At 55.2% G+C, this 26,365-nt stretch carries 22 protein-coding genes; 11 read left to right on the top strand and 11 right to left on the bottom strand.

Annotated elements, in window-relative coordinates; genetic code table 11:
- Positions 1-23 precede the first annotated feature (23 nt).
- Positions 24-1,196 (bottom strand): putative 2OG-Fe(II) oxygenase, encoded by a 1,173-nt coding sequence (locus AC0V6K_RS03725; protein ID WP_472624919.1) that lies wholly within the window; start codon positions 1,194-1,196, stop codon positions 24-26.
- Between the two features lie 246 nt (positions 1,197-1,442).
- On the opposite strand from AC0V6K_RS03725, the gene AC0V6K_RS03720 reads away from it, so the two are divergent.
- From AC0V6K_RS03720 to AC0V6K_RS03700, 5 genes are all read left to right on the top strand, one after another.
- Entirely contained in the window at positions 1,443-2,267 is an 825-nt protein-coding gene (locus AC0V6K_RS03720; RefSeq protein ID WP_472624917.1) for a hypothetical protein, read from the top strand.
- 7 nt (positions 2,268-2,274) lie between these two features.
- Positions 2,275-3,108, top strand: a complete 834-nt coding sequence (locus AC0V6K_RS03715; protein WP_472624915.1) for a sulfotransferase domain-containing protein — start codon at positions 2,275-2,277, stop codon at positions 3,106-3,108.
- A 66-nt stretch (positions 3,109-3,174) separates the two neighbouring features.
- Complete coding sequence (locus tag AC0V6K_RS03710) at positions 3,175-3,990, top strand: phytanoyl-CoA dioxygenase family protein (RefSeq protein ID WP_472624913.1); 816 nt, start codon at positions 3,175-3,177, stop codon at positions 3,988-3,990.
- Complete coding sequence (locus AC0V6K_RS03705) at positions 3,987-4,898, top strand: glycosyltransferase (protein ID WP_486172553.1); 912 nt, start codon at positions 3,987-3,989, stop codon at positions 4,896-4,898. Before AC0V6K_RS03710 ends, AC0V6K_RS03705 begins: the two co-directional genes overlap by 4 nt.
- 122 nt (positions 4,899-5,020) lie before the next feature.
- Entirely contained in the window at positions 5,021-5,260 is a 240-nt protein-coding gene (locus tag AC0V6K_RS03700; RefSeq protein WP_472624909.1) for a PqqD family peptide modification chaperone, read from the top strand.
- Positions 5,261-5,430: 170 nt separating this feature from the next.
- Here the strand turns inward: AC0V6K_RS03700 and AC0V6K_RS03695 are convergent, their stop codons facing one another.
- From AC0V6K_RS03695 to AC0V6K_RS03665, 7 genes are all read right to left on the bottom strand, one after another.
- Complete coding sequence (locus AC0V6K_RS03695; RefSeq protein WP_486172552.1) at positions 5,431-7,167, bottom strand: asparagine synthase-related protein; 1,737 nt, start codon at positions 7,165-7,167, stop codon at positions 5,431-5,433.
- Between the two features lie 74 nt (positions 7,168-7,241).
- A complete protein-coding gene (locus AC0V6K_RS03690) occupies positions 7,242-7,535 on the bottom strand; it encodes a hypothetical protein (RefSeq protein WP_472624907.1) in 294 nt (97 codons plus the stop codon).
- A 166-nt stretch (positions 7,536-7,701) separates the two neighbouring features.
- The gene (locus tag AC0V6K_RS03685) at positions 7,702-8,985 is read right to left on the bottom strand and encodes an SGNH/GDSL hydrolase family protein (protein WP_472624905.1); all 1,284 of its coding nucleotides are present in this window, start codon (positions 8,983-8,985) and stop codon (positions 7,702-7,704) included.
- Between the two features lie 3 nt (positions 8,986-8,988).
- Positions 8,989-9,756, bottom strand: coding sequence for a radical SAM/SPASM domain-containing protein (locus tag AC0V6K_RS03680; protein ID WP_486172551.1), 768 nt, complete (start codon positions 9,754-9,756; stop codon positions 8,989-8,991).
- Positions 9,757-9,944: 188 nt separating this feature from the next.
- Entirely contained in the window at positions 9,945-11,759 is a 1,815-nt protein-coding gene (locus tag AC0V6K_RS03675; protein WP_472624901.1) for a carbamoyltransferase family protein, read from the bottom strand.
- A gap of 6 nt (positions 11,760-11,765) precedes the next feature.
- A complete protein-coding gene (locus AC0V6K_RS03670; protein ID WP_472624899.1) occupies positions 11,766-11,915 on the bottom strand; it encodes a DUF5989 family protein in 150 nt (49 codons plus the stop codon).
- 9 nt (positions 11,916-11,924) lie between these two features.
- Positions 11,925-12,350: an SxtJ family membrane protein gene (locus AC0V6K_RS03665; RefSeq protein ID WP_472624897.1), complete on the bottom strand. Its 426-nt coding sequence runs from the start codon at positions 12,348-12,350 to the stop codon at positions 11,925-11,927.
- A 300-nt stretch (positions 12,351-12,650) separates the two neighbouring features.
- Here AC0V6K_RS03665 and AC0V6K_RS03660 point away from each other — a divergent pair, with 300 nt between their 5' ends.
- Positions 12,651-14,897, top strand: coding sequence for a CAP domain-containing protein (locus AC0V6K_RS03660; RefSeq protein ID WP_472624895.1), 2,247 nt, complete (start codon positions 12,651-12,653; stop codon positions 14,895-14,897).
- Between the two features lie 380 nt (positions 14,898-15,277).
- Positions 15,278-17,812, top strand: a complete 2,535-nt coding sequence (locus AC0V6K_RS03655) for a calcium-binding protein (RefSeq protein ID WP_472624893.1) — start codon at positions 15,278-15,280, stop codon at positions 17,810-17,812.
- 6 nt (positions 17,813-17,818) lie between these two features.
- On the opposite strand, the gene AC0V6K_RS03650 is transcribed toward AC0V6K_RS03655, so the two are convergent.
- The 3 genes from AC0V6K_RS03650 to AC0V6K_RS03640 are packed head-to-tail and all read right to left on the bottom strand — an operon-like array spanning position 17,819 to position 22,316.
- Positions 17,819-19,147 carry an HlyD family type I secretion periplasmic adaptor subunit gene (locus AC0V6K_RS03650; RefSeq protein WP_472624891.1) on the bottom strand — a complete coding sequence of 443 codons (1,329 nt, stop codon included), beginning with the start codon at positions 19,145-19,147 and terminating at the stop codon, positions 17,819-17,821.
- Positions 19,144-20,886: a type I secretion system permease/ATPase gene (locus AC0V6K_RS03645; protein WP_472624889.1), complete on the bottom strand. Its 1,743-nt coding sequence runs from the start codon at positions 20,884-20,886 to the stop codon at positions 19,144-19,146. Before AC0V6K_RS03645 ends, AC0V6K_RS03650 begins: the two co-directional genes overlap by 4 nt.
- A complete protein-coding gene (locus AC0V6K_RS03640; protein WP_472624887.1) occupies positions 20,886-22,316 on the bottom strand; it encodes a TolC family protein in 1,431 nt (476 codons plus the stop codon). The genes AC0V6K_RS03645 and AC0V6K_RS03640 overlap by 1 nt, the downstream gene beginning before the upstream one ends.
- Before the next feature lie 203 nt (positions 22,317-22,519).
- On the opposite strand from AC0V6K_RS03640, the gene AC0V6K_RS03635 reads away from it, so the two are divergent.
- Genes AC0V6K_RS03635 through AC0V6K_RS03620 form a run of 4 tightly spaced genes read left to right on the top strand, consistent with a single transcriptional unit; the run spans position 22,520 to position 26,365 of the window.
- Entirely contained in the window at positions 22,520-23,611 is a 1,092-nt protein-coding gene (locus tag AC0V6K_RS03635) for an ABC transporter ATP-binding protein (RefSeq protein WP_472624885.1), read from the top strand.
- Positions 23,611-24,687, top strand: coding sequence for an ABC transporter ATP-binding protein (locus AC0V6K_RS03630; protein ID WP_472624883.1), 1,077 nt, complete (start codon positions 23,611-23,613; stop codon positions 24,685-24,687). The genes AC0V6K_RS03635 and AC0V6K_RS03630 overlap by 1 nt, the downstream gene beginning before the upstream one ends.
- The gene (locus AC0V6K_RS03625) at positions 24,684-25,562 is read left to right on the top strand and encodes a carbohydrate ABC transporter permease (protein ID WP_472624881.1); all 879 of its coding nucleotides are present in this window, start codon (positions 24,684-24,686) and stop codon (positions 25,560-25,562) included. The genes AC0V6K_RS03630 and AC0V6K_RS03625 overlap by 4 nt, the downstream gene beginning before the upstream one ends.
- Entirely contained in the window at positions 25,559-26,365 is an 807-nt protein-coding gene (locus tag AC0V6K_RS03620; protein WP_472624879.1) for a carbohydrate ABC transporter permease, read from the top strand. Before AC0V6K_RS03625 ends, AC0V6K_RS03620 begins: the two co-directional genes overlap by 4 nt.

Raw genomic sequence — 26,365 nt, 5'->3', positions numbered from 1 at the left:
CCCTCCAAACCTTCGCTAATCCGTCAGCTTACGTCAAATGCAATGCTGATGCGGGCGCTACTTCCCCTATGGGGAATGGTGCGGTGAAAAAAATGGGATGGGAAGAGCAACATCAACCCATCCCTGGGCTTGATGACTGCAACGTCATCGCCTTGATCGCGGGTTGATTCTTCGCTTACGAGGTCTTTTGGCGGTCGCCAGAATTCGATTGCGCCTTCACTTCCGCTTTGATCCGAGGGTTCGCCAACATCTACATAGAAGACCCCGCTAACCAATCCACCCGGATGATAGTGGGTTGATTGATAACCGCCCTCCTCAAGGCTGACCGCCCAACTGATTAAGTTGAGCTCGGCCGGAAGTGCCCCCAAAACTGCGTGGTCTTGATGCTCTGCTATGTAGCACTCGGCTTTGCGCTGGATGATAGTAGAGACCTCGATCATGAGGTCAGGTGCAAGTATATCATGCAAGAAAGCTTGAGTTCCGGCCATCGTGGCGGTGCTCGCGGGTTCATGTACCAAGGTTTCACAGTCAGCGATTGCTGCTTTGAGTGCAGAGAGTAAGTCGGCATCTGCGGAATCTGGTGCGCGAAAAATGAGGTCTGGATTCTGCAATTGCGCCAGACCATCGCGGTCGCCGAGCAAGGTTTTACACACGCAGCGCAGCGCTTGCAGATTACTCGGTAGGCGGCCTTGGGTGGCGGCATGTTCGATGAGCCTGTTTGCCTCTTCCACCTCGCCCAATTTGATCAGGCATTCGCACAGATCATTGAGTCCCAAGGCTTTGAGTTCAGGGCGAGACAAGATTTGCCTGGCCTTCCCAAGGTCACCTTGCTCAGCATAGATTTTGCTCAGTTCGAGTTGTGCTTCTGGGTTGCCCGGATCAAGTTTCAGCAAATCCATGCAAGCGGCCAATGCGTTTTCTAACTGCCCTTCTTTGCGAAGGGCGAAGGTACGTAATTGGCCTACTTCGATGGATTGTGGGGCATAGGCATACAGCTCTGCAGCTATCTCCATCACTTCATCATTATCATGCGACAAAATACGCGCGAGATCTGCGGCTAACTTGCAAAGCATCTGCGGGTCTTGCCCCGATTTGATGCCTGCCCTTAGGAGGCCGAATAGCGCCTGTCTGCGCCTTCGCCCCTCGGTAAAAACGGGCTCCCATGTCACTGACATTCGCATTGCTTTCTGTTTCACCAATTGTGCGCGCGCGAGGGAATGGCGAAGAACGTCTCAAACACCGCCCGAGCCCTCAGCTTCTGGTTGATTGACAAAGGATGATCAAGCGCACAACGCTTGGTGATGATCGGCGCTTATCACGCTTGAGGAATAGCGAATAGCTCCTTGCCCATTATGCATTATTATCGAGCTTATAATCTAGTCATTGCTTCCACAATTATCCTCGAGCGTTTGCCCGAAAGTGACAGCTGTGACGCAGATGTAATGATCGAACTGCTGCCGCCAGATTTTTCGTTTGATAAGAAACTATTCTCCCGCAGGTTTGCCAATTGGCAAGCGGCCGATCGGAGTTTTCTTCTCTCTATCGATCAGGTGGCTGAATACCATGTGACTGAAGGAACTCGCATTGAGATTAAGCCTGCCTTGGGTAGCCACATTCAAGAGATAAGCGCGTATCTGATGGGGTCAGCCTTTGCCGCGATCCTGCAACAAAGACGGCTTCTCACGCTTCATGCTAGCGGTGTTTTAACACAGCAAGGTGCAGCGTTGTTTATCGGTCATTCGGGCATCGGCAAATCGACTACGCTCGCAGCGCTCAGTCAGCGCGGCTTTGGGATGATCACTGATGACATCGCGGCGGTACACACGACCTCGACTGATGCACCTCAAGTCATTCCCAGTTTTGGAAGTAGCAAACTCACAGCGACATCACTCACGAAGCTTGCCAAGGAGCCTGGCGCTTATCAAAAACTTGGTCCAGAATTGGAGAAATTTCACTTCCCCCTCGAGTTGGCGGGAGACGAGCCTGTGCCAGTCGCTCAAATTGTCATGCTCGATGGACATGACAAAGAGGGGTTTGAACTTGAAGAGCTGTCGCTTAGAGCTGCCTTTACAGCTGTGTCGTTTTTCACTTTTCGCAAGCGTTTCTACGATGGAATGGGGCTTGAAAAAGAGCATTTTGGCGCCGTTTCAAAATTGTTATCCGTCGTCCCTGTTTTCCGACTTCGTCGACCTGTGAAGGGTTTCTTGCTCAATGAGATGGTCGAGTTGATACTGTCCCAGCTTGGCGACCCTGCTGCCAAGAAATGATAGTCTGATGACATTCAACTGGCTGGTATCTTATCCAAAATCAGGCAACACTTGGGTGCGCATACTTCTCAGCAACTACCTGAGTGAAAGCGGAGCCGGGTGGGATATGGGAGAGCTGCTTCTAGGTTCTGCTCTTCATCTATCGCGCTTCGACTTCGAAGAGCATATCGGCATCAGTTCCAGCGAAATTCCAAAGCACGCACTCGATCGATATCGGCGCAATTGGCATACCGACTTTGCTCAGAGCTTCTCCAATGTCGCCTTTTCTAAGGTGCATGAACGCTATTGCAGTCGATATGATGCACTCCCACTTTTCCCTGCAAAAAATGGTTCAAAGGTGATCTATCTTGTCCGCAATCCGCTCGATTTGGTCAGCTCACTAGCCCATCATAACGGTGTCTCAATTGAGCGCGCGACTGAGCAGATGAGTGATCCAAGCCGGTTATCATACGCCAGTGAGACGCATTTTGAGGAGTTTATTGGGAGCTGGAGTGATCATGTGATCGAGTGGCGGGGCCAGACAGATATAGAGATGCTGATCATCAAATATGAGGACTTGCTTGAGAACACAGCCAGGCATTTCGAGCGTCTCGTCCGCTTTAGCGGCCTCGACTGGCAACCCGAGAAAGCCGACAAAGCGATTGCTGCATCGCGGTTTGATCGTGTGAGCAGCCAAGAGCGCGAGCGCGGATTTCGGGAAGGTTCGATCGATGTTGGGCGATTCTTTCGAAAGGGGCGCAGCGGCGGCTGGCGCGAAGAACTAACGGATGAGCAGGCAGAGGCGGTTGTTTTGCGCCATGGCAAAGTCATGCAGCAGCTCGGCTATGATCGACGAGTGTGACCTGCCTGCACCCCAAGATTGACTCAGTCTTGTGTCGTTTTCCTTTAAGAGATAGTCGTTTATGGATTGGCTATCGAAGCGAATGACGACTTGACCAAGGTTCCCGCAATTTCGAAAGATCAACTGGCAAGTGCGGATAGCGTTCGTTTGTTTGAGCAGTCGGGCGCGCTGTGCGTTGAGCGCTTTTTGAGCGAGGATAAAGTAGCAGAGCTTTTTGCGGCGGTGCAGGCTCACATTTCTTCATCGCAGGGCAACAGGCCCGCTTTGCTCGTTGGAGGAGGGCGCCACATGTCGCCTATTCCCATAACCAATGCTTTCGATGATCGTGCGATTTTTGCACCCGACGAGTTGCGCGGCTTTTTGGGGCAGCTTTATGGCGAGGATTTCGTCCTTAATTGCTTTACTTGTGTCAACGCAGCTTCAGGTGCTGATGAGCAGCATGTGCATCGCGATTACAATGGTTTGTTTGCCGATCGGATTGATAACTTCTGCCCCAGTTTTGCTGTCAATCTGATCATTCCATTGGTGCCCTTCAATCAGAGGAATGGTACCACTAGAGTATGGCTAGGTAGCCATCGAAAACCTGATCTTGCTGGCGAGGTTAATAAGGCTGACTTTATTGACCCGGTGTTGGTTCCTGGCAGCGCTATGCTGATGGACTACCGTTTGCGGCATTGCGGGACAGCCAACCAATCGAACACCAACAGACCGGCCTTGTTTCTTGGATATTCGCGCGATTGGTTTCTCGATACGATGCACTATAATGATATCAATCCGTTGCAGATTGATCTAGCCACATTAGAAGAGCGGCCAGAACTTGATCGGCGTCTGCTGTCGCGGGCCAGAATGTATGAAACCCTCCTTGCGCAGTCGCCGGGATGAGGCAACGCGCATTGACGTCATCTGGAGAGATGCTGGCCGCCCAAAAGCTTGCTGTAGTCACTGTTGCATCGGACGATTTTGTCCCCGGTACGCTGGTAATGTTCGACAGTTTCTTGGCACAGCACCCGTGGTTCGATGGCGAATTTATCATCATTCATGACGGGCTGAGCACAGCCAATGCCGACCTAGTCAAAGGCGCTTTCCCAAGAGTTGAATTGCAACATCCGTCGTCAGATCTGTTGGCACTCAGCAGGCATATTGCGGTAGAGGCTGGCTGGAAGGAGCAGAAGTACCTGCAATTCGCGTTGCTCCAGGCGTTTGTTTTGCAAGGCTATGACCGGCTTGTGCTGTGTGACAGCGACTTGCTTTTTGTCAGAAATATTGAGCCGATGCTCTGTGTTCCGGGTCCTGTCATTGCTTGCGGTGATGGAGCTTACTATCGGGGCAACTATCGCCGAACTGCAGATTTCGTTGAGGTCGAGCACCTAGAAGATACGCGTGTGCTCGGGCAGACTTTCAACAGTGGTTTGATTGTTGTGGATGGGAATTTGGCTGGGCACGAAATGTTCGGCGAGCTTTTGGACATGATGGAGATGGTCGAGTGGGCCGAGGATGCAACCGGGCACACAGATCAGATGCTCCTGAACAAGCGTTTTGGCGATGAGGTGGTAGTCGCGTCAGCAGAGAACAATTATCTGCTCTCACATCGAAAAATCATCAAAAAAACAACAGGACTGTCCGTTGATGATGCCCGGGTATTGCATTTTACAGGGTACCAAAAGCCGTGGCTCCCTCTTTCTGAATTGGCGGGCGATATGGATCCTGACTATTTTGCGGCCTTGCGCCTATGGCGTCGCCGATTTGCGGAATTGGCGAAGCGCCTTAGGCTGGATGAAACCAGTATTTAGAATGTTGCCAATCGCCTTGCGCTTTTCTAAAATAGCCCGAAGGTCTCTGGGTAACAAATGCACTGGTAACAAAGTTGTCGCGTAAATTTTCTCTTTCTTCTCTGGTACAAGCATCAGAGTCTATGCTGACTTCAGATCTGGGTGATGAGATCGTGATGATGTGTATGGAGAAAGGGCGCTATTACAGCCTCAAGGGCCCATCTTTCCGGATTTGGGAACTCTTGAAAGAGCCAACCTCTCTGGAGGACATTCAAATCGCCTTGCTGAGTGAATATGACGTGCCGGCTGAACAATGCGAGAAAGAGCTACTTGCGCTTGTCAGCGATATGCACGATAGGGAAATGGTAGTGGCTTGCGATTGACGAGGATAGCATGAGCAACAAACCAACTAGGGCCTGTGGCTCTACTAAAAAACCTTGGGTCAGCCTTGAGATCGAAGAATTAGATGTCCCATCCGCTACGCGCAATTTCAATGGCCGTTTGCAGCCTGGTGAGGCTTTCAACTTCTACCGCAATTCTTAATAGCGGCTAGTCAGTTTTCCGATCGGGTGGAGGTCTGCGTTTCGTATTGCAGCCATCCGATCATTGAAAGAACGCGGCCTTTGCGGTCACGGTTTATCAAGTCCCGCTCTGATAAATCCGAGATAAATCGCTCTAAGTCCAAATATTTGGTTTCGGGCAGGCTCTTTGGCGAGTCCTGAAGTTCACGTATCTTGGCTTTGATCGCTTCCGACAGTGCTTCGAACAATGCGTTTGAACGCGCGGGATCATTTTTGACGTGCCTCCAGCAAACTTCTTCCGGCAAGATCGGAGCCATCGCCTCGCGGTAAAACAGGCGCTTCCAACGCCTGTCCTTAAAAACATGCTCTGGCAAAGATAGAGCGAACTCAACCACACGCCGATCAAGGAGCGGATACGCCATGGTGATGCCAAACTTGGCAGCGTCCAAGTGAACCGATTCTATTCGATTGGTCAAATGGGGCCAAGTCAGCAGCGCTCCTATTGTCTGCTTAACACCCCAACACCGCACAACATCAAGCTTTGGTACCTCCGCTTGCATACTTTGCCATCGAGCATGCAGATAGGGTTCTAACTCGCTATTTTTGAGCTTTACATGCCTGCCAAACCGCGAAGAAGTCACGGCGAGCAGGCCATGGATTAGCGCGCTAAAACCGCGCCTGCCTTCCTCGAACGTTTGATGGAAAAAAGCACGAAGTAAGCCGTCAGATGCGTATTTGTGCACAGCGCCATAGAACCACTTTTGGATGATCAGTCGTGCAGGTGATCTTTGCTCCGCAGCTGCGAAACTGGCCAATTTGCGCCAACGCAAACTCTGCGCCAGGCCTTCAAGATAACCTCTGCCATCAAAGGATGCTGCTTCATCCCCGCCAAGGCCCGACAAAATCATCGTCACGCCACGCTTCTGCGCCTCTTTAAGGACGGGGCGTTCGTCAAATGAGGCATTGCACATGGGCTGTACTCGGTTGTCGCGATCGAGCACCTCCAGAATGTTATCAATCGATTGCTGGGTGTAGACCGGCTCTGTCCCCATCGCAGTGAAGACGGCGTTTAATCGCTCATATTCCTCCTGTTCGGCCTCACCCATTTCCTGACTCGGTTTGGGATACCAGGTGAACGCATGCGGTCCCGGCTCGCCTTGATCATGCAGATGCTCCGAGGCAAGGAGGGCAATCGAAGAACAATCGAGCCCGCCGCTGACATGTACTCCCATGTCGCCGTCCTTGGGCATACGATCAGCGACAGCCTTACGCAGAAGCGCGCGAAATTCCTCTAAGCACGCTTCATGGCTGTTCCATTGCTTCTGTTGGACCTGTTGCGGGCGCCAATAGGCCTCCAGACGTGTGCCTTCAGCGCTCGCCTCCAGCCAATGCGCAGGAGGAATTTTGCGAATCTGCTCAAAGGCTGTGCGTTCATGATGGTCAAATCCGCCGCTGATGCAGGCGAGGATAATGCCCTCATCTTCGCACGCATCGACATGCCCACTTGCGAGCAATTGCTCTATGGTTTCAGCGATGAAAAGTCCGATTGCATTCACGCAATAGTAAACCGGCTGGCAGCCCATAATGTCACGCGCTGCATATACTGACTGGGTTGAGGGGTCCCAGATGGCAAACGCAAAATCGCCGAGCAAGTAATCCGCGCTTTGCCGTCCAAATCGCTGATACAGCCGCCTCAGTAGTTCATCATCTGAAGTTTCGTCCTCAGCGCCTATCAGTTTCTGCAAATCCGCACGATTATCGATCCGCATCTTGGCGAAGATTGTGCTGGGCCCTGCGGACTCAGAATTATCGGACTGTTCCCAGAAATGACAAGTGGCCTGCATCACTGAGTTACCAAGTCATTGGACAATAAACCCGCGGCTGGCCCGGCTTCCCATGTGGTCAGCAATTGCGCTGCTCCGTACCCCTGAGACACTGTGCTTTCTGACGTGTGCAGGCATTGTAGAAAGAGTACGGAAAAACCAGTGCCCCCAACTCTTGTGGCCGAGACACAGAGCGGCTGACTGGTAAGCCCGGCGAGGTCGTGGTTGCCGGTCATCACCTTCATGGTTGCATCCATGCTGTCACGGCTGAAGGTTACATTGAGCGTGTCGGGCGCAAGAGTGTCTTCAGGCAAAGTTTGCGCTAAGACAGGCGCATTAGCGAGAAAAAGAAGTGAGATAACAATTCCAAACAGTCCCAGATATCCCATCAATATTCCTCGCTATTCTGGTTGAGCCCTATGCGCGAAGATTGAGTATGGTTTGCGCAAGTGCCAAGCTACAGGTTCTGCCAACTGGTCACTATCTCGTTCTGATTATGCCAGTCGGCTGTGCTTCATCGCGGGAGCGTACACTCAGGCTTGCCACATCCACCTCATCTGCAATTTTCTCTGCCACAAATGCGGAGAAGTTAGGAGAATAATGGCCGGTATCGATGATGGCCTTTCGCATGCCCCATTCAGAGAACAAACCTGTTAGATCAATGAAGCCGCTGTCATTGGGAAAGGCAGCATAATAGGCTTGCTTAAATTCGCGCGCTTCTGGCCTAATCGGCAGGCGGCCTGCGCCAAAAAGCTGCTCTGGATAATTATAGTGCGCATCCGGTTGTAGAAAAAACAGCGCTTCGAATTGATAAATGTCACCCAGCGCCAGGACGCTCTGCCGCATCTGCACAAAGCGCTCCACAATCTGTTGTGGGCTATGCCTGATCAGTTCTGCGCGCCGGGTGCTGGTTGCGGCTGGCTTGATACGATTTTGCAACGCCCGCGCAGCACGGACCATCGGCAACCACTCCCAATCTTGGGATTGCTCTCGTTGCTGTGCGGCATTGAGCGCGCGGATATAATCGGTGGTCAGGCTTGGAGTATCATCATCGCGGCCAGTGTTAAGACCATCGAGAAAAACGACCATGTCTGGCCGCTCGCCCGCGCGGAGGAGCTCCATCAGCAGATGCAATTCCTGGGTCGGATAAAAGCCCACTCGGCCAAAATTGGTGACCTTTATGCTGAAATCTTTAGCTTCCGCCTCAGCGCTTTCATTAAGGAATGTGCTCAATTGACTGGGCACCGTTTGAGCATCACCGACACCAAGCCCAAAAGTCGTGCTGCCACCGAAAACGAAAATCTCGAAAACGCTGCCTTCTGCATTGGGCGTGGAAGGATTGATCGTTCGACGAGCGGTAAACCCGTTATCTTGGAGATCAACATTCAGATAATCGCCTTCAAACGGGCGGTGTGCATACTGGCTGTAAGCCCAATAGTCATACCCCTGCTTGCCATGCTCATAATATTCATCAAGCAAGTCGCTTATTTGCTGTTCTGTTAGCGCTTCTTCATAAGCTTTATAATCAAAGATTGTCAGATTGGATGGTGTGCGTTTGCCATTGTCAACCGCGCCGCCTTGCTCATAAAAGAAGCCTTCCGGGGATTTCTCGCTGCTGCTTTGCACGTAGGTGGGCGCACTGTCCCGCGTAGCAAAGAATAGCCATAAAGCTGCGTTGACCAATACCAATGCAAGCAGCGTGTTGCAGATGATGACCGCGAAGCTGGAGTAAGTCGCGCCGGCTTTGCTGAATTTCGCCGACATGACTTAGGTTACGGTCGCAGCGCGAGCGAATTGGCGGCTGGACTGCTCGATAAACTCCTCACGAAGGGCGTCTTTTTTGGTGCGCGCGACTTCACATGTCCGGCATAAAATGTCGATGCTGTCATCACTATATCCGGCGATGACGCGCTTGAACTCAGAGGATTCAAACAGGTCCTCATATTCGCATTCGAGCAGATTGCCGATCACATGTTTGAGATCCCAATCCATACAGCACAAAGCAACCTGACCACTCGGCAAAAGGGTCTGCTGATAAATCCGCGGGCACATATCAAGCTCGCCTTCAAGCCGGGAACGTGTTGATTTGCCCTCGATCTCAATATTGCCCGCGCGCGTATTGATCCAGCGGTTCTCGGTCTCAATTCCCCGGGCGGCGAGCAGGCGATCTACCTTGCTGTGCACCTCTTCGGGGCCAGCGGCTCCTTCGTGTACATGAAAAGCGATATTGGAGATTTTTGCGTTCGTCAGACGGTCGAGTGCGGCCATATATTTGTCGTCAACGATGATACGGGTAAGGCCCTTGGTGTCGGGCAAATGCACCGCAAACTTGGTGAAAGGCACCTGGGCGAGCCGATCTACTTCTTGCGGGTTCAGTCCCATCACCGTGGTCGATAAACGCACATCCAAGCCAAGATCCGACGCATAAATGATCATATCGGTGCTCAGCGGGTTCAAAAAAGGCTCGTAAAAGCCTGTGAAGTCGACCGTCACGTCCGTCGGAAGTTTGTCGACGCACGCTTTAAACACATCCATCGTCATGCGCGATGGGCCGCCGCCAATCCGTTTGTAAGCGCGGCCGATAGTGGTTTGCGGGCAATAAGAGCATAGAACTCCGCAACCAATCCCACCTGATATGAGTAGTGCCCTATTCATCGCGTTTGGCTGAGATTTCTGTCCTTACCCGACGGCACAAAAGCCGCTGCACAGCCAGTACATTACCACTAGCTATCAGTGGCACAAGAGACGTTGTCGGCACGGCTCATGATGCAATTGCCGCAAACGAGGACGTCGATCTCCGAAGCGATGAAGCAATTATAGGCATCTTCGGGAGTGCATACGATCGGTTCATCACTGCCATTAAAACTAGTGTTGAGCAGCATTGGACAGCCCGTCAGCTCATAGAAAGCGAAGATTAAGGCGTGAAAACGGGGCGATTGCTTCCGGTTGACCGTTTGTAGGCGGGCTGAGCCATCGACATGGGTTACCGCTGGGATCTGGGAGTGCTCAACTTTAAGCATCTCAAAGCCTGTTTTGCGTTCATCTTCTTCCGAAACACCTAGCAATCTGTTCTTCGAGACAGGTGCAACCATGCTCATGTAAGGGCTGGGATGATCAAAATCGAACCAGTCGGCGCAATGCTCCTCTAGGACGGCAGGCGCAAACGGGCGAAACCCCTCGCGGCCCTTTACTTTGAGATTGATGGTTGATTGCATTGTAGGTGAGCGCGGATCGCCTAGGATCGAGCGGTTGCCAAGCGCGCGAGGACCAAACTCCATTCGGCCATCGAACCATCCCACAACCTGACCCCGAGCAATCAATTCGGCGGTGGCAGGAAGCAGTTCTTCGTTTGGGACAGATTTGTATTGAGCACCAATTGCATTCAAGCGGTGTTCGATTTCACCTTGCGAAAACGCTGGACCAAGCGCTGCGCCTTGCATCTGATCTTTTCCAGCTATGGATGTCCGGGCATTACCAAGAGTAATGTGCCAATGCGCTAAGGCTGCGCCTAATGCGCCGCCTGCATCGCCAGGAGAGGGCTGGACCCACACTTTATCAAACAGCCCACTGCTCGCGAGCATACCGTTGGCCACGCTGTTCTGTGCCACGCCGCCAGCGAGGCACAGGTTAGGTATGCGGTATTCCTCGGCAAGGCTCTTCGCGAGGCCAAGGATGATCTCTCCGGTCACGGCCTGAATCGATGAGGCTACATCCATATGGTGCTGGGTTATGGGTTCGTCTGCTTGACGTGCTGGTGCGCCTAATATCTTGCAAAAGCGGCGGTTGATGGAATGGAAGCTGTGGGCGTAACCAAAACAGGCCTGATCAAGCCAGAAACTGCCATCTGCCTTCACATCCACCATATGCCGCAAGATCGCCTCGCGGAATGTCGGCTTGCCATAAGGGGCAAGGCCCATGACTTTATATTCGTCATGATTGACCCGAAAGCCGAGATATTCGGTGAATGCTGAATAGAGTAGACCGAGGGAGTGCGGAAACACGATCTCTTTGACGATTTCCAAACTGCTCCCGCGCCCGATGGCCGCCGAGGTCGTGGTGCGTTCACCCACTCCATCTATGCTCAGCACGATAGCTTCTTCAAATGGCGAAGGGAAAAAAGCGCTGGCGCAGTGGCTCAAATGGTGTTCGCCAAAACTAAGCAGGCCTTCACCCTGCCAATTGGGGTCCTGCGACTTGAGCAGCTTTACCAAGACATCGCGCTGATACAGCTTTTCCTTGATCCAAACCGGCATGGACCGGGTGAAGCTGCGCAACCCGCGCGGAGCAAAAGCCATGTAGGTATCCAGCAACCGTTCGAACTTTGCGAACGGCTCTTCGTAAAAGACAATCTGATCAACCTTTTGAAGCGTTAGCCCAGCCTCAGCCAGGCAATAATCAATCGCGCGCGCTGGATAGTTTGCATCGTTCTTGATCCGCGAAAAACGCTCTTCTTGTGCGGCGGCAATGATCTTGCCATCAACCACCACAGCGGCAGCCGCATCGTGATAGAATGCCGATATGCCGAGGATCGCAGCCATCGACGCTTACCAGAGCGTATACACAAATGGGTGCAGCGCGGTCCCTTGTGTCGTCACCACGAGCACGCCGAAAATCGCCAGCACCAGAAACAACGGGACAAGCCAAAATTTCTTGCGCGCAAGTAAAAAGCGCAGAAAGGCAAAGGCGGTTTTCATCCTGCTTTGTTAACGCGCTTTCAAACGCTTAATCCAGTGGCTTTCACGCCGCTTGTTTGATGACCGCAATCGCAAGGGGTCGCTCCCAAACAGCTTGGCCAGCAACGACAACGGGACCAGCACGGCAAAGTACACCATCCCCAGGATGATCGGTGACACCCACCTCCCCAGCAAAATTCCAAATCGAAACCAGGCGCTATTGAGCGGAAAAAGGACTTTTGGCCGTATCAGGCCAATAAGCGCCAGTATCACCCCAACGGCCATCGCCGTGCCTCCGGCCCACAAGTGCGTGGCACTGGCAGCGGTGAATAGGAAATAGCCGCCAACCAAAGCAAAAAACACTGCAAACACCGCGGCAAATCCGCGCTCTGACCCCGGCTTCGCCTCAAGATAGGATGAGTATTCCATGTCGTTCTGCGGCTCGATTACCAACATAGTGCAATGCTAGCCAGCCGTAATATTGCTTCCTTAAAGCCAGCAGCTTCGGCTTGCATCCATATGCTAGTTGGATACGAGCTCGCGCCAGACTGATAGCACCGCTATTCACTTTGAAGCACTACCGAGGAAAGCCGGCATCGCGCTTGCGTTGTATGTGGGTTTCCACGACGCGATATGGCTTGGGCCCTCTTTTGATCCTTGCTGGGAGTCATACTGTCGCTTTAACCTTGTCGGGCAAGGTGATTTTCATGCTGTTGTAACATCGCGTTTCGGAACACGAATTGCAGGGGCATCAGAATGCGCAAGCCAACTCCAGAAGAACAACTGGTTCTCGAACTAATTAACCGTTTGCGGATGGATCCGCAGGGGGAATACGCGCGACTGACCGACCCCGCAGTGCTTGCGGAGATTCAGGGCGCATTGAACTTCTTTGGAGTGGATCTTTCTTCCTTTGAAGCCGCCATGCAGTCCATCGCCGCAGTCGCCCCTCTGGCTTGGAATGACAATCTGGCGGTGGCCGCGTCAAATCACAATGCGGCAATGATCGCAGCTGATACCCAAAGCCACCAACTTCCCGGGGAAGCTGGTCTGGGCCAACGTGCCAATGATGCTGGCTACACCGGGTGGAGCCGTTTGGGTGAGAATATCTACGCGTTTGCGGATAGTATGATCTATGGCCATGCCGGTTTCGTCATCGACTGGGGCTTTGACGACGTTGACTTTGATGCCGACGGGCAGCGTTTCGCGGACTGGCAGACACGCGGTGACGGCATTCAGGACCCGGCCGGACACCTGCTCAATATGGTCAGCGCAAACTATACCGAAGTCGGAATTGCGGTTGATTTCGAAAATGATCCCAACACCGATGTCGGGCCGTACATTATCACGCACGATTTCGGTAATCGGTTTGCTTACACTGCGCAGTTTCTTGGCGTTGTGATCGACGATACGGATAATGACGATTTCTACGATATCGGCGAAGGTATGGGTGGGGTTACAGTCACGCTGGAAGGCGTGTCAGGCACCTTCACCACTACCACCTGGGATTCTGGCGGTTGGCAGATTGCCGTGCCCACTGGAACATATCAGATCACCTTCTCGGGCGGCGCACTCAGCGGCAATATCGTGGTCAATGCGACGATCGGCACAGCCAATGTGAAGGTTGATGTGGAGGCGGAAGATGCCGTGCCAATCAGCACCACTTGGGACGGTACCCCGGGCGTTGATTTGCTCGAAGGCGGCTCAGGAATGGATATCATCAACGGCTTTGCCTCAAACGATCAGCTGTTTGGCTTTGGCGACAACGACGTTCTGGACGGCGGTGCGGGTGATGACGAAATGCACGGTGGTCTGGGCGATGACACCTACATGGTGGATAGCGCTGGAGACACCGTCAACGAACTGGCTGGTGAAGGCTTTGACCGGATCATCAGCACCTTCAATTTCCGCTTGTTGCCAACCACATTTGCGAACGTTGAGAGCGCGCAGCTGGCCGGTACGGCCATGCAACTATTTGGCAGCCAGTTCGCCAACGAACTCATCGCCAATGGCACATTGGGCAGCGTTCTGGTCGGCTTTGGCGGCGACGACACGCTGATCGGAGGCGATGGCGACGACACACTTCAGGGCTCTTCCGGCAGCGATGATATGTCGGGCGGCGCGGGCAATGATGCGTATTTCGTCAATGAGGCCGGCGACACTGTGACCGAGCTCGCCGGCGAAGGTATCGACGAGGTGCGTTCGAGCATAGATTACACTTTGGGAGCCAATGTCGAGGGCCTGCGCCTAGCTGGCGCCGCGACAACGGGCACTGGCAATGCTCTCGACAACACAATGTTCGGCGGGCGTGAAGGCTCGACCCTGAGCGGTCTTGCGGGCAACGATACAATCTACGGGAGCGGCAAGGCTGACCTGATCTTTGGCGGCGACAATGACGACACACTGTTCGGCAATGCCGGGGAAGACACCCTCAATGGTGGCGACGGCAATGACCTGCTCAATGGCGGGGTAAACAACGATACGCTGAACGGCGATGATGGTGACGACCTGCTGCGTGGTGGCACGGGAGATGACGTGCTGAACGGTGGGATCGGGCGAGATACTCTGCGTGGTGAAGACCAGAACGACACGCTCAACGGGCAGGCAGGAAACGACACGCTGGTGGGCGGTGCCGGGCTTGATTCGCTCAATGGCGGCGCAGATCGCGACACCATGACTGGCGGCACTGGGCGCGACACCTTCATCTTTGCGGATGGCGACTTTGCGGGTCTGACTGAAAATACCGCTGACCGGATCACGGATTTCAACGCGGCGCAGGGAGAGCTGATCGATCTCTCTGCGGTCGATGCCATTCTTGGCGGCGGCGACGATGCCTTCACCTTTATCGCCGATGCGGCCTTCAGCGGCACGGCGGGTGAGCTTCGCTACGAACATGTGGGTGGCAACACCATGATCTATATGGATGTCGATGGCGACGGAAATGCCGACTACGCCATCCGTCTCGACGGCAATATCGACCCATTGGAAGCGAACTTCGTACTCTGATCGGCTCAAGGGTAAGCCTTAAGATCGGACATATCGCCGTTTGCGAGGCGAGGCGCTGCGGCCGCAAGCTTTCGCCGGGACGGCTTGGCACGTCTCAGCGCCAAATACGGCTATCTGATTTGAGCATGTAATCGCACAGCCTGATTTGGCGCTTCAGGTTTTGGCAATATGCAATGCCAACGTGTCTCTGGCTGAGATCTCTTTTGAGAATGTCTTTCCATTGCAGTGAATCTCTGCAATCTAACGCCAATTGGTTGGGGGGTAATCGCACAAAGACTGCGGAGCTTTCCAAGCCCCATATTATCGCTGCACCTTCGGGACGCGGGTGCGGATTAAACCATGGTATCGGCGGTGGCCGTGCCAATTGAGGAGCGCGTCCCATGGCAACCCCGGCAATCTGGCTTCAGGAATTCATCACCAATCTCGTCACAACCAACGCACAAGCCAACCCGCGTGTGGTTGGTCTTGCCAATGGTAACTTCCTCGTCGTCTGGGAAGACGACAACGACTCTGTCGCCGACGGTTTTGAGACCGACATCGTTGGTGTGATTTTCAACGCCTTGGGTGAGCCGATAACCGACTCGCTCTATTTCAATTTCCCGTTTGGCTTCACTCGTGCAGAGAAGCTCGAAGCCATCGCCCCGACACCAAGCGGCGGCTTCGTAATCATCTACGAATTCCGCTCCGGCGATGACGGAGACATTTTGATGGGTCTGTATGACGCCAACGGCACACGGATTGCGCAACAGTTTGTGGTCTCAGATAATAGCACGAACGGGATCACCTATGACAATGCCAGCGTTGATGTGTCTGCCGACGGCAGCTTCTTCGTCACGTTCGAGCGCGATGACGGCACCAATCAGGATATTGTTGGCCAGAAATTCACCGCAACGGGGAATGTTGATGGCGTAATACAAGAGCTACGCGTTGATGGTTTCTCTAATGGAGCCGACCTAGAAGACATCTTGAACCCGGACACGGTCGCTCTCAGTGATGGCCGGTTTGCAACCGTTTACTCGGAGAACGATAATTCTGGTGGCGTGAATGAGCGGACTATTGAACTTCGCATCTCCAATGCCGACGGCAGCAATTCGACCTTGATCAACAATGTCTCGACGCCTGACGGTGATCCGGACAGCAATCCGCGCGTGATTGAATTGACCGATGGGCGCATCATGGTCGCATGGCAGGAAGACGGCGATATCAACGCCCGAATTTATAATGCCGACGGGACTACATCTGTTTCCGAATTTGCAATCTCCGATAATCCATTTTCGGAGATAGGGTTGGTAGATCTGGTCGCTCTGGACAACAATAAATACGCCACCGTTTTCAAAGATATAACTGGCGGCCGCCTGTTTGTGGTTACTGGCGTTGATGGATCCCTGGACGGCTTCAGCACATTCATTAGCGACGATGCTTCGGGTGCTGGAGGGGTTATCACCGATGCGGCGGCCAGCGTGACGACCGATGGGCGTATTTTGGTCAGTTGGAATAATGGCGAAATCTACACCGAGATACTCGACCCGCGTGAAACATTTTTGCCCATTAATGCTGATCCGGGAGATGGCCAGATTACAGGTCTGCGCCAGGCTTCGACCATAAACGGTTCCGATGATCCGGAGTCGATCTTCGGCGTCGATGGCAATGATACGATCTTCGGCAATGGCGGCTCTGACTTTATCGACGGCGGCATCGGCGATGATGACATGAGCGGCGGCGAAGGCGACGATACGTTCGTGCTGGATAGCTATTCTGACACGGTTACGGAAAACGCTGGCGAAGGATTTGACCGGATCATATCTTCACTCGATCTGCGTCTTAGCCCCGTAACGTTCGCCAATGTCGAAGCGCTAACTCTGGATGGCACTGCCACCGAAGCGCTTGGAAACCAGTTCGATAATGAGCTTGTCGCGAACAGTACGCTGGGAAGCCTTCTGGTTGGCTTCGGCGGCAATGACACGATGATCGGTGGGGACGGTAACGACACGTTGCAGGGTGGCCCTGGCATCGATGATATGCGCGGCGGCGATGGCAATGACGCCTATTTCGTTCTCCAAGCCGGAGACACGGTCACCGAGCTTGCAGGAGAGGGCATTGATGAAGTGCGGTCCTCGATTGACTATACTCTGGGTGCCAATGTCGAAAACCTTCGCCTTTCGGGCGCGGCCGATTTTGGTCGCGGCAACGAGTTGGACAACACGATCATCGGCGGCCGAGAGGGCGCGACACTGAACGGATTGGATGGCAACGACACCATACTGGGATCGAACAAGGCCGACATAATCTTTGGCGGCAACGGTGATGACAGCCTGTTCGGCAATTTCGGCAATGATACGATTTCCGGGGGCGCGAATAACGATATCATCAATGGTGGTGGTGGCTCAGACACCTTGTCCGGCGACAGCGGAAACGATCTGATCCGTGGCAATAACGGAAACGACACGCTCAACGGCGGTAATGGCGATGATGACCTGCGCGGAGAGGGTAACAATGATGACCTGTTCGGTGGTCGTGGGGCAGACCGGCTTTCTGGCGGCGAGGGCGTTGACCTGTTGGTTGGCGGCGAAGACCGCGATGTGATGACCGGCGGTATCGGCGCAGACGATTTCAAGTTCGACGATGGCGACTTTGCGGGGCTTACCGTGGCAGGCGCTGATCGCATCACCGATTTCAGCCAGGCCGAGCGTGACCGGATTGACCTGTCCGATGTCGACGCGATCCTCGGGGGCGGCGACGATGCCTTCACCTTTATCGCCGATGCTGCGTTTAGCGGCACGGCGGGTGAGCTTCGGTATGAGCATGTCGGCAGTAACACCATGATCTACATGGATGTCGATGGCGACGGAAATGCCGACTACGCCATCCGCCTGGACGGCAATATCGACCTGCTTGAGGCGAACTTTATCCTTTAGATCGCTTTATTCGCGAAGCGCCCGCGCGCCGAAGCGGGTGAGCGGTGACAGGATGTATTGCAGAATTGTCCGACTGTCGCCGAGCAGGCTGACATCGGCCGTCATGCCCGTGCCAATGGCAAGATCGCCTTTGTTGCTGGGAATAGCGTTTGCATCGGTGCGCACGCGGACGAGGTAATAGGTCTCGCCCGTGCTTTCATCGAGGATCGAGTCTGGGGAGATCGTCACCACCTTGCCTTCAAGGTCACCGTACATTGTCGAGTCATAGGCGGTGATCGCGACCTTCGCAGGCTGATCGATCCGCACCGTTCCAATGTCTTGCGGGCGAATGCGTACTTCGATCAGGAGCGCATCATCGTCCGGCGTGATTTCGATCAAGGGCTGCCCCGAAGAGACGGCGCTGCCGCGTGTGCTGACAAGAACGCGGTTGATGGTTCCGGCTACTGGCGAACGCAATGTGGTGCGCGCCAACCGCTCTTGCAGTGCTGGAACAGTGGCCGACTGCGCGCCCAGCTCGGCCTGAGCCAGCGCCAGTTCGTTCGCTGCCTGAGCGCGCCATTCGCTTTGAGCGCGGCTCACATTGGATTGCGCTTCGGCAACTTCGGCCCGCGCACGCGATGCACCCGCGCGTGCTGCTGCGAGCTCGGCCTCTGCACTGGATGCTTGGCCTTCAGCCCGGACCAGCGAAACCCGCGGTTCGATGCCTTGTTCGACCAAAGGGCGCAGCAGATTGGCTTCTGATCGCGCCGATGTTGCACGGCTGGATGCCGCATCCACCTGTCGGTCCGCTTCAACAACCGACTGTCGTGCTCTTGCCAGTTGCGCGCGGGCGCTGCTCATCGTGTTTCGCAGGCTGGTCTGACGCGATGTGTAGAGCGATTGTTCGATCCGCAATTGTGTCCTCGCGGCATCGTCTGATGGCGCTGGGAAGCGGGGTGTGCGGCCCATCGCTTCTGCTTCGAGCCGCGCAACTTTCATCGCTAGCGCTCCCGCCGTTGCCGAAGTGCTCCCCAAGGAAGCGCCGCTTTCAGTCGGGTCGAGCCGCAGCAATTCTGCATCCGCCGCTACTTCCTCGCCATTGGCAACAAGGATCTCCTCAATAACGCCGCCTTCGAGGCTGGAGACGACCTGAAGATCCTGGCTGGAAATGACTTTGCCTGAACCGCGCACAGTTTGGTCGATCTCGGCGAAGGATGCCCACAGGAAAAGCGCCGTGAATACCCCGATAATCGACCAGAAAAGCCATCGGGAAACGCGTTTTGGCTCGAGCCCTTCGACCATGCTTTCGAGGCGGCGTTCTTCGGGTGTTTCTGCGTCTGGTGCGGTTTGGGTCACGAGGGGTCCCTTTCTTTCGCACCCAAGGCGGAAAGCTGCGCCAGCACCTTATCTCTCGGGCCATCCATCGCGATCTTGCCGTCCTTCACATAGATAATCCGGTCCACCAGCGCCAATAGTGGTTGGCGGTGGGTAACCAGCAGGAATGTCCGCCCAGCAAGCTCGTCCCTTAGCCGCTGGATCAGCGCCTGCTCGGTCAGATTGTCCATCGCGCTTGAGGGTTCATCCATAATGAGCACCGGCGGTTTGCCCGCAAGGGCACGCGCAATTGCGATGGATTGGCGCTGTCCGCCTGAAAGGCCTTCGCCCCTGTCGACCAGCCTCAGGTCATAGCCGCGGGCAATTGTGCTGGCGAAGCTGTCTGTGCCGGAGACTTGTGCGGCGCGGAGCATCTCTTCGTCATCCACACTGGGCCTCCCCAACGAGATGTTTTCCCGAATTGTGCCGGAGAAGAGCGCGGGCTCCTGCATCACCGATCCGATGGAGCCACGCAATGCTGCTGGATCCATCTGCGCAATGTCGAGGCCATCGATCAGCACCAGGCCTTCCTGCGCCGGATAAAGTCCCAAAATCAGGCGGGCGAGGGTGCTCTTGCCCGAGCCAACACGGCCCACGATTGCGACTTTCTCTCCTGCCTTGATCGCGATGTTCACGTCTTCGAGCGTTTTGGAAGCGGCGTCAGGATAGGTGAATGAGACCCCGCGAAGTTCGATATCGCCTTTGATGTCGCCGATATTGATGGCGTCGGATTGTGGGCCTTCGGGTGGCTGATCCATCAGTGCCGCGACTTGCCGATAGGCCGTGCGGGTGGAGGTCAACCGCGCGACCAATTGTGAAATCTGAGCGAGCGGGGCAATGGCGCGTCCGGCAAGGATCGAGCAGGCGATCAATCCGCCCAAAGTGAGGCGGTTGTCTGCGACCAAAAATACGCCGACTATCACCACGCCCGCATAGGACAAAGTACCCGCCGAGGTCGCGAATGTGGTCCCGATATTGGCGATCATACGCTGGCGCAGCGAGAGGGCGGAATGCTCTTCCACCGCCCGTTGCCAACGTGATGTGAACAAGTCGGCGGCGCCAGAAGTTTTCACGGATTCGATGCTGCCCACGGTCTCGACCAGAACCGATTGTCTGAGCAGTCCTTCTTTCATCGATTTGGCCGCAAGGCGTTCCATCGATGGTTGCAGTGAAAGGCCGATCATTATTGTGATCGGCACTAAGAGAGCAGGCACCAGAACGACCCAGCCACCAATCGCGGCCACCACCACCAAGGTGATGATGATGAAAGGCACATCCACCAACGCGGCCAGCGTTGCCGAGGCGAAGAATTCGCGCAGTGTTTCAAGCTCACGCATCATCCCGGTAAGGTGCCCCGTGGATCCCTTGCGCAGTTCCATGCGCATATCGAGCAAGCGCTGGAATACGCTGGTGCCGACTTCCCAATCGATGTTTACGCCGGCGTGATCGACGAAATATGCGCGCAGTAGCTTCAAGATAAAATCGAACACGACGATGATGCCGAGCCCGATGGAAAGCGCAGCAAGCGATGTGAACGCGCTGTTCGGGACAACGCGGTCATAGACGGTCATCGTGAACAATGCGGTGGCAAGACCGAACAGGTTGATGAGAAACGCTGCCAAGACAACCTTGGAATAGGTGCGCCAGTTTGCGCGGATCGGCTCCGACAACCACGCCGCAATGCGCGGAGCGGGAATACCGGTGTTATCGTTGTCCGCCATCACTCACCAACCTCGTCAAACTGTTCGAGCAATCGCCCGGTTCGTGCCAGCAGGATGTAGCGCGTCGCATCCAGCTCGGTGAGCCCTTCGATATATGCGGTTGATGCGTCGAGATAGGCCGATTGCGCTTCGGCCACGTCGAACAGCGTGCCGCGCAAGGCTGCAAAGCGCTTTACGACCGCGCCTCTGGTCTGGCGCGCGGACTTATAGGCCAGCTCTAGTGCGGCGAGCTGGCGTTCGAGCGCTTGCACATCGGCCCATGCAATCACCGCTTCACGTTCATTCTCCTGCCGAATTCGGCTCGCCTGTGCTTCGGCAGCATTGGCACGGGCTTCGGCCTGACTGATGCGTGCTTTTCCGCCCCCGCCGAAAAGGCGATAGGTCAGGTTCAAGCTCGCTCGCACATCGAAGTCATCCTGATCTTCAAAGACCCCGTAACGCCCCGCATCAATCTGCGCAGTCACTCTTGGGGCCTCATTGGCGCGCGCATTGCGGACGTCCATTTGCGCGGCGCGAGCCAGGGCTTCTGCGCCTTGAACCTCTGCGACCTTGCTCGCGGCATTGACCACGTAGTCGCGCGACATGCTCGCTGGGTTGAGCAACGGCGGCCGTGCGATGAGTGGAGAAGGCTCATTTCCGGTCAGTTCCGTAAATCTGGCGACGGCGGAGGCCAGCTGCCTTTCAAACCGGGCAAGCCGAATTTCGCCTTTTGCCCTTAGTGAGGCGGCGCGGGCTCGCTCCGCAGGGGCTGAAACCCCTTGCTCAATGCGGTTTTCGAGCGCTGTCTCGATATCGCTCTGGGCGTCTACAAAGCCCTGAGCGATTTGGACCAGCGACTGGTAGGCGAACACGGAGTACCAAGTGGTTACGACTTCGCTGACCACCCCCGTCAACGCCGCGTCCCGTTCGAAGCCTGCCGCCTCCAATCGCGCTTGCGCCGACATGACAGCGGTTTCAACCGCGCCCCAGTCGAACAGGTTGTATCCCAGCGTCGCGATCGCATCGGTCCGGCGGCGGGGTCGCGATCGCTCGATCAGGTTGAACGGGTCATCGCCAAACTCGCGCGCCAATGTTCGGAATGAAGAGATCGTCACATCCGCTGTCGGCAAGCGACCGCTTTCCGCTTCGTCAAGCTCGGCCTGCGCAAGACTAACGCCCGCCTCCGCCTCCGCGCGCAGAGCGTTCTCTTGCAGTGCCGCAATCACGATACTTTGAAAATAGTCCGGATCCGCAGCCTGCTTACCAAGATTGAGGATCGGATCGTCGGCGAAGTCTATGCCCAGCGGGTCATTCACCGGCTGGGGTAACTGCGTGGGACCATCCGCAGCGGGAATCGCAACAGGCGCCTCTTGCGCAGACACGGCATAGACAGACCCGAATGTAAAACCGAGAGCGATAAGCCCGTTTCTAAGCATCAATGGTGCACTCACCCTTCGACCCCGATTACTAGCTGCGAGAGGCAAGCCATGCAATCACATGGTGTCCGTCTTTCGCACCCTTCAGCAGCAATCTGCGATGATGTCTGCACCAGCGATTGCTTTGACTGGGTGGTCCTGCTTTTAGTGTGCGCTCTGCGGTCGCAGTTCTAAAGATGGGCAAGAGAGTGGGGACTGATCCTCTTGAATAACAAATCATGAGCCTTGTTCTTGAAGGACTCTCAAAGTCGGTCGGCGGTGAGGTGCATATTCACCCCGTCGATCTGGCGTTCGAGAAAGGCACAATGAACGTGCTGCTCGGGCCGACATCTGCGGGCAAGACAACGCTTATGCGGCTGATGGCGGGGCTCGAAAAGCCCGATGCGGGCCGGGTTTTGTGGAATGGCGAAAATGTGACAGGACGCCGCGTGCAGGACCGCGAAGTGGCGATGATCTACCAGCAATTCGTCAACTACCCTTCGATGAGTGTGTACGAGAACATCGCCTCGCCGCTTAGAATACAGAAGCGCTCGGCCAGCGAAATCGATGTGAAGGTCCGCGAGATGGCCGACTTGCTCAAGCTGACACCGCTGCTGGACCGTAAACCGACAGAAATATCGGGCGGCCAGCAGCAAAGATGCGCCATGGCGCGGGCCTTGGTGAAGGATGTTGGCCTTGTGCTGATGGACGAACCCCTCGCCAATCTGGATTACAAGCTGCGTGAGGAATTGCGGGTCGAGATTCCGCGCCTGTTTGCATCATCGGGCAGCATCTTTGTGTATGCAACGACAGAGCCGGAGGAAGCCTTGCTGCTGGGCGGTAACACGGCGTGTCTGTGGGAAGGGCGCGTCACGCAGTTTGGTCCATCGATCGAGGTCTATCGCAAGCCAGCCGACGAGATTACTGCGCAGGTTTATTCGGACCCACCGATGAACCGCTTGCCCGTAACAAAGTCAGGCTCGCAGATGCTCTTTCCTGACGGGCAGGCTGCTGAGATCGACGCGCACGTAGCTGACGGAGAGTACCGTGCTGGCTTCCGTGCATACCAGTTGAAGGTCGACGCAATAGATCAGGGCGATATCGTGTTCGACGCAAAAGTGGTCGTCACCGAGATCACCGGTTCGGAAACCTTCGTCCATTTTGAGGTGAAGGGCGAGCGCTGGATTGCTCTGGTGACAGGCGTTCGAGACTTTGCGGTTGGCGATGTGCACCGCGTCGGCGTGCGGCCAGAAGACCTCTTCTATTTCGACAGCGAGGGCAAAACGATCAACGTCTCCCAACCGCAATCCGTAGTGGCGAGGGCGCAATAATGGCGACGATCACACTCGAAAATCTCGCCCATTCCTACGCGCCCAATCCGCATTCCGAACACGACTTTGCGCTCAAGCAGGTCGACCATACCTGGGAAGACGGCCACGCTTATGCTCTGCTGGGCCCAAGTGGCTGTGGCAAGACAACTTTGCTCAACATTATCTCTGGCCTGCTGGAGCCAACACGTGGACGCATTCTGTTCGATGATCGCGACGTCACGAGTGCGTCCACCGCCGAACGCAACATCGCCCAGGTGTTTCAGTTTCCGGTCGTCTACGACACGATGAGCGTGGGCGATAACCTCGCCTTCCCCCTGCGCAATCGTGGCAAGGATGCAGGCTACATCGCCGATCGCGTCGATGCCGTGGCGCGGATGATCGGGCTTGAGGCGCATCTGAAGCAGAAAGCCCAAGGCTTAAGCGCGCAACTCAAACAGAAGATCTCACTCGGCCGCGGCGTTGTGCGCGATGATGTGAATGCGATCCTGTTCGATGAGCCGCTTACGGTGATCGATCCCAACCTGAAATGGGAACTGAGGACCCAGCTTAAGTCGCTTCATCGCGAGTTCGGGCACACAATGATCTACGTCACGCACGACCAGACCGAGGCGCTGACTTTCGCGGAGAAGGTGGTTGTGATGCATGAGGGTCGGATCTTGCAGATCGGCACGCCGCAAGACCTGTTTGACAGGCCTGCACACACCTTTGTCGGTCACTTCGTCGGCTCACCGGGCATGAACTTTCTTCCGGTTTCTGTCGAAGGCCGCCGGGCTATGGCGGGCGGCGAGACTGTCGAGCTATCGCACGACTACGGCACACCTTCAGGCGACACCGTACTGGGAATCAGGCCCGAGTTTGTGCGCCTGTCGAAGAACAGGGGACTGCCGGTCCAGATCAACCGTGTGCAGGATGCGGGGAGGCGCAAATTTGTAAATGCGACTTGCGGCGAGACCGAGATTAACATCGTGCTCGAACCCGGCACCGAAATCGAAGCGGACATGACACGCATCGCCTTTGATCCGGCGCTGGTCAGCATTTTCAGCGACGACCATCGCATCGAAGGGAGCGCGCCATGATGCAGAAGACCACAAATCAGCGCGCATGGTTTCTGGTTCTGCCGGTTCTGGTGCTTGTCGCGTTCTCTTCGATCATCCCGATGATGACGGTGGTGAACTACTCGTTTCAGGACAGCTTCGGCGGCAACGAGTTCTTCTGGGTCGGACTTGAGTGGTATCGCGAATTGCTCGGTTCAGAGCGGTTGTGGGATGCGCTCGGGCGGCAATTGCTGTTTTCGACCATTATTCTTTTGATCGAGATTCCGCTGGGCATCGCGGTTGCCCTTTGCATGCCGAAGAAGGGCTGGCTCGCCTCGCTTTGCCTCGTGCTTATGGCGCTGCCGCTGCTGATCCCGTACAATGTGGTGGGCACGATCTGGCAGGTGTTTGGACGGGCCGATATCGGCCTTATGGGTCACACGCTTGCTGGTCTCGGGATCGAATTCAACTACGCGCAGAACGCTGTGGATGCTTGGATCATCGTTATCCTGATGGATGTATGGCACTGGACTTCGCTCGTCGCGCTGCTTGCCTATGCGGGGCTTCGCTCCATTCCCGATGCCTACTATCAGGCGGCTCGCATCGATCAGGCGAGCCGGTTCAGCATCTTCCGCTATATTGAGCTGCCCAAGATGCGCGGCGTTCTGATCATTGCGGTGCTGCTGCGGTTCATGGACAGCTTTATGATCTACACCGAGCCGTTTGTGCTCACCGGCGGCGGGCCAGGCAACGCGACCACCTTCCTTTCCATTGACCTTGTGAAGATGGCCTTGGGCCAGTTTGACCTCGGCCCGGCAGCGGCGTTCTCGTTGATGTACTTCCTCGTGATCTTGCTCGTCTCGTGGGTGTTCTACACTGTGATGATGAAGTCGGACAAAGCGGAGGGCGCGGGATGAGTAAGGTGCGCTACACCGGCGTCTTTATGGCGGCTTACCTGCTGTTTTTGCTGGTTCCGATCTATTGGCTGTTAATTATGAGCCTAAAGTCGAACGGTGAAATCCTCGGTGCGTTCACGCTGTTCCCGCAAGACCTGACATTCGCCAACTACACCGCGATCCTGACCGATCCGACTTGGTATATGGGCTATGTGAACAGCTTCATTTACGTGACACTCAACACGGTGATTGCGCTGCTGGTCGCACTGCCCGCGGCCTATGCGTTCAGCCGCTACCGTTTCATTGGTGACAACCACCTGTTCTTCTGGCTGCTGACCAACCGCATGGCGCCGCCAGCGGTTTTCGCGCTGCCATTTTTCCAGCTCTATTCCAGTGTCAATCTGTTCGACACCCACATCGCGGTGGCTCTCGCACATTGCCTGTTCAACGTGCCACTGGCGGTGTGGATTCTCGAAGGATTCATGCGCGGCGTTCCGCGAGAAATCGATGAAACCGCCTTTATCGACGGCTATGGCTTCACCCGCTTCTTCACTCGTATCTTCGTGCCGATGATCGCGCCCGGGATCGGAGTAGCGGCGTTTTTCTGCTTCATGTTCAGCTGGGTCGAGCTGTTACTAAGCCGCACGCTTACCAGCGTGGATGCAAAGCCGATCACCGCGATCATGACGCGGACGGTTTCAGCCTCGGGCCTCGATTGGGGGGTGCTCGCGGCGGCGGGCGTACTGACCATTATTCCGGGCGCGATCGTGATCTATTTTGTGCGCGGCTATATCGCCAAGGGCTTTGCCTTGGGGAGGGTTTAA

The organism is Erythrobacter sp. S43 (assembly GCF_057364955.1).
The sequence above is the reverse complement of the archived record's forward strand: the minus strand, read 5'-3'. Positions and strand labels throughout refer to the sequence as shown.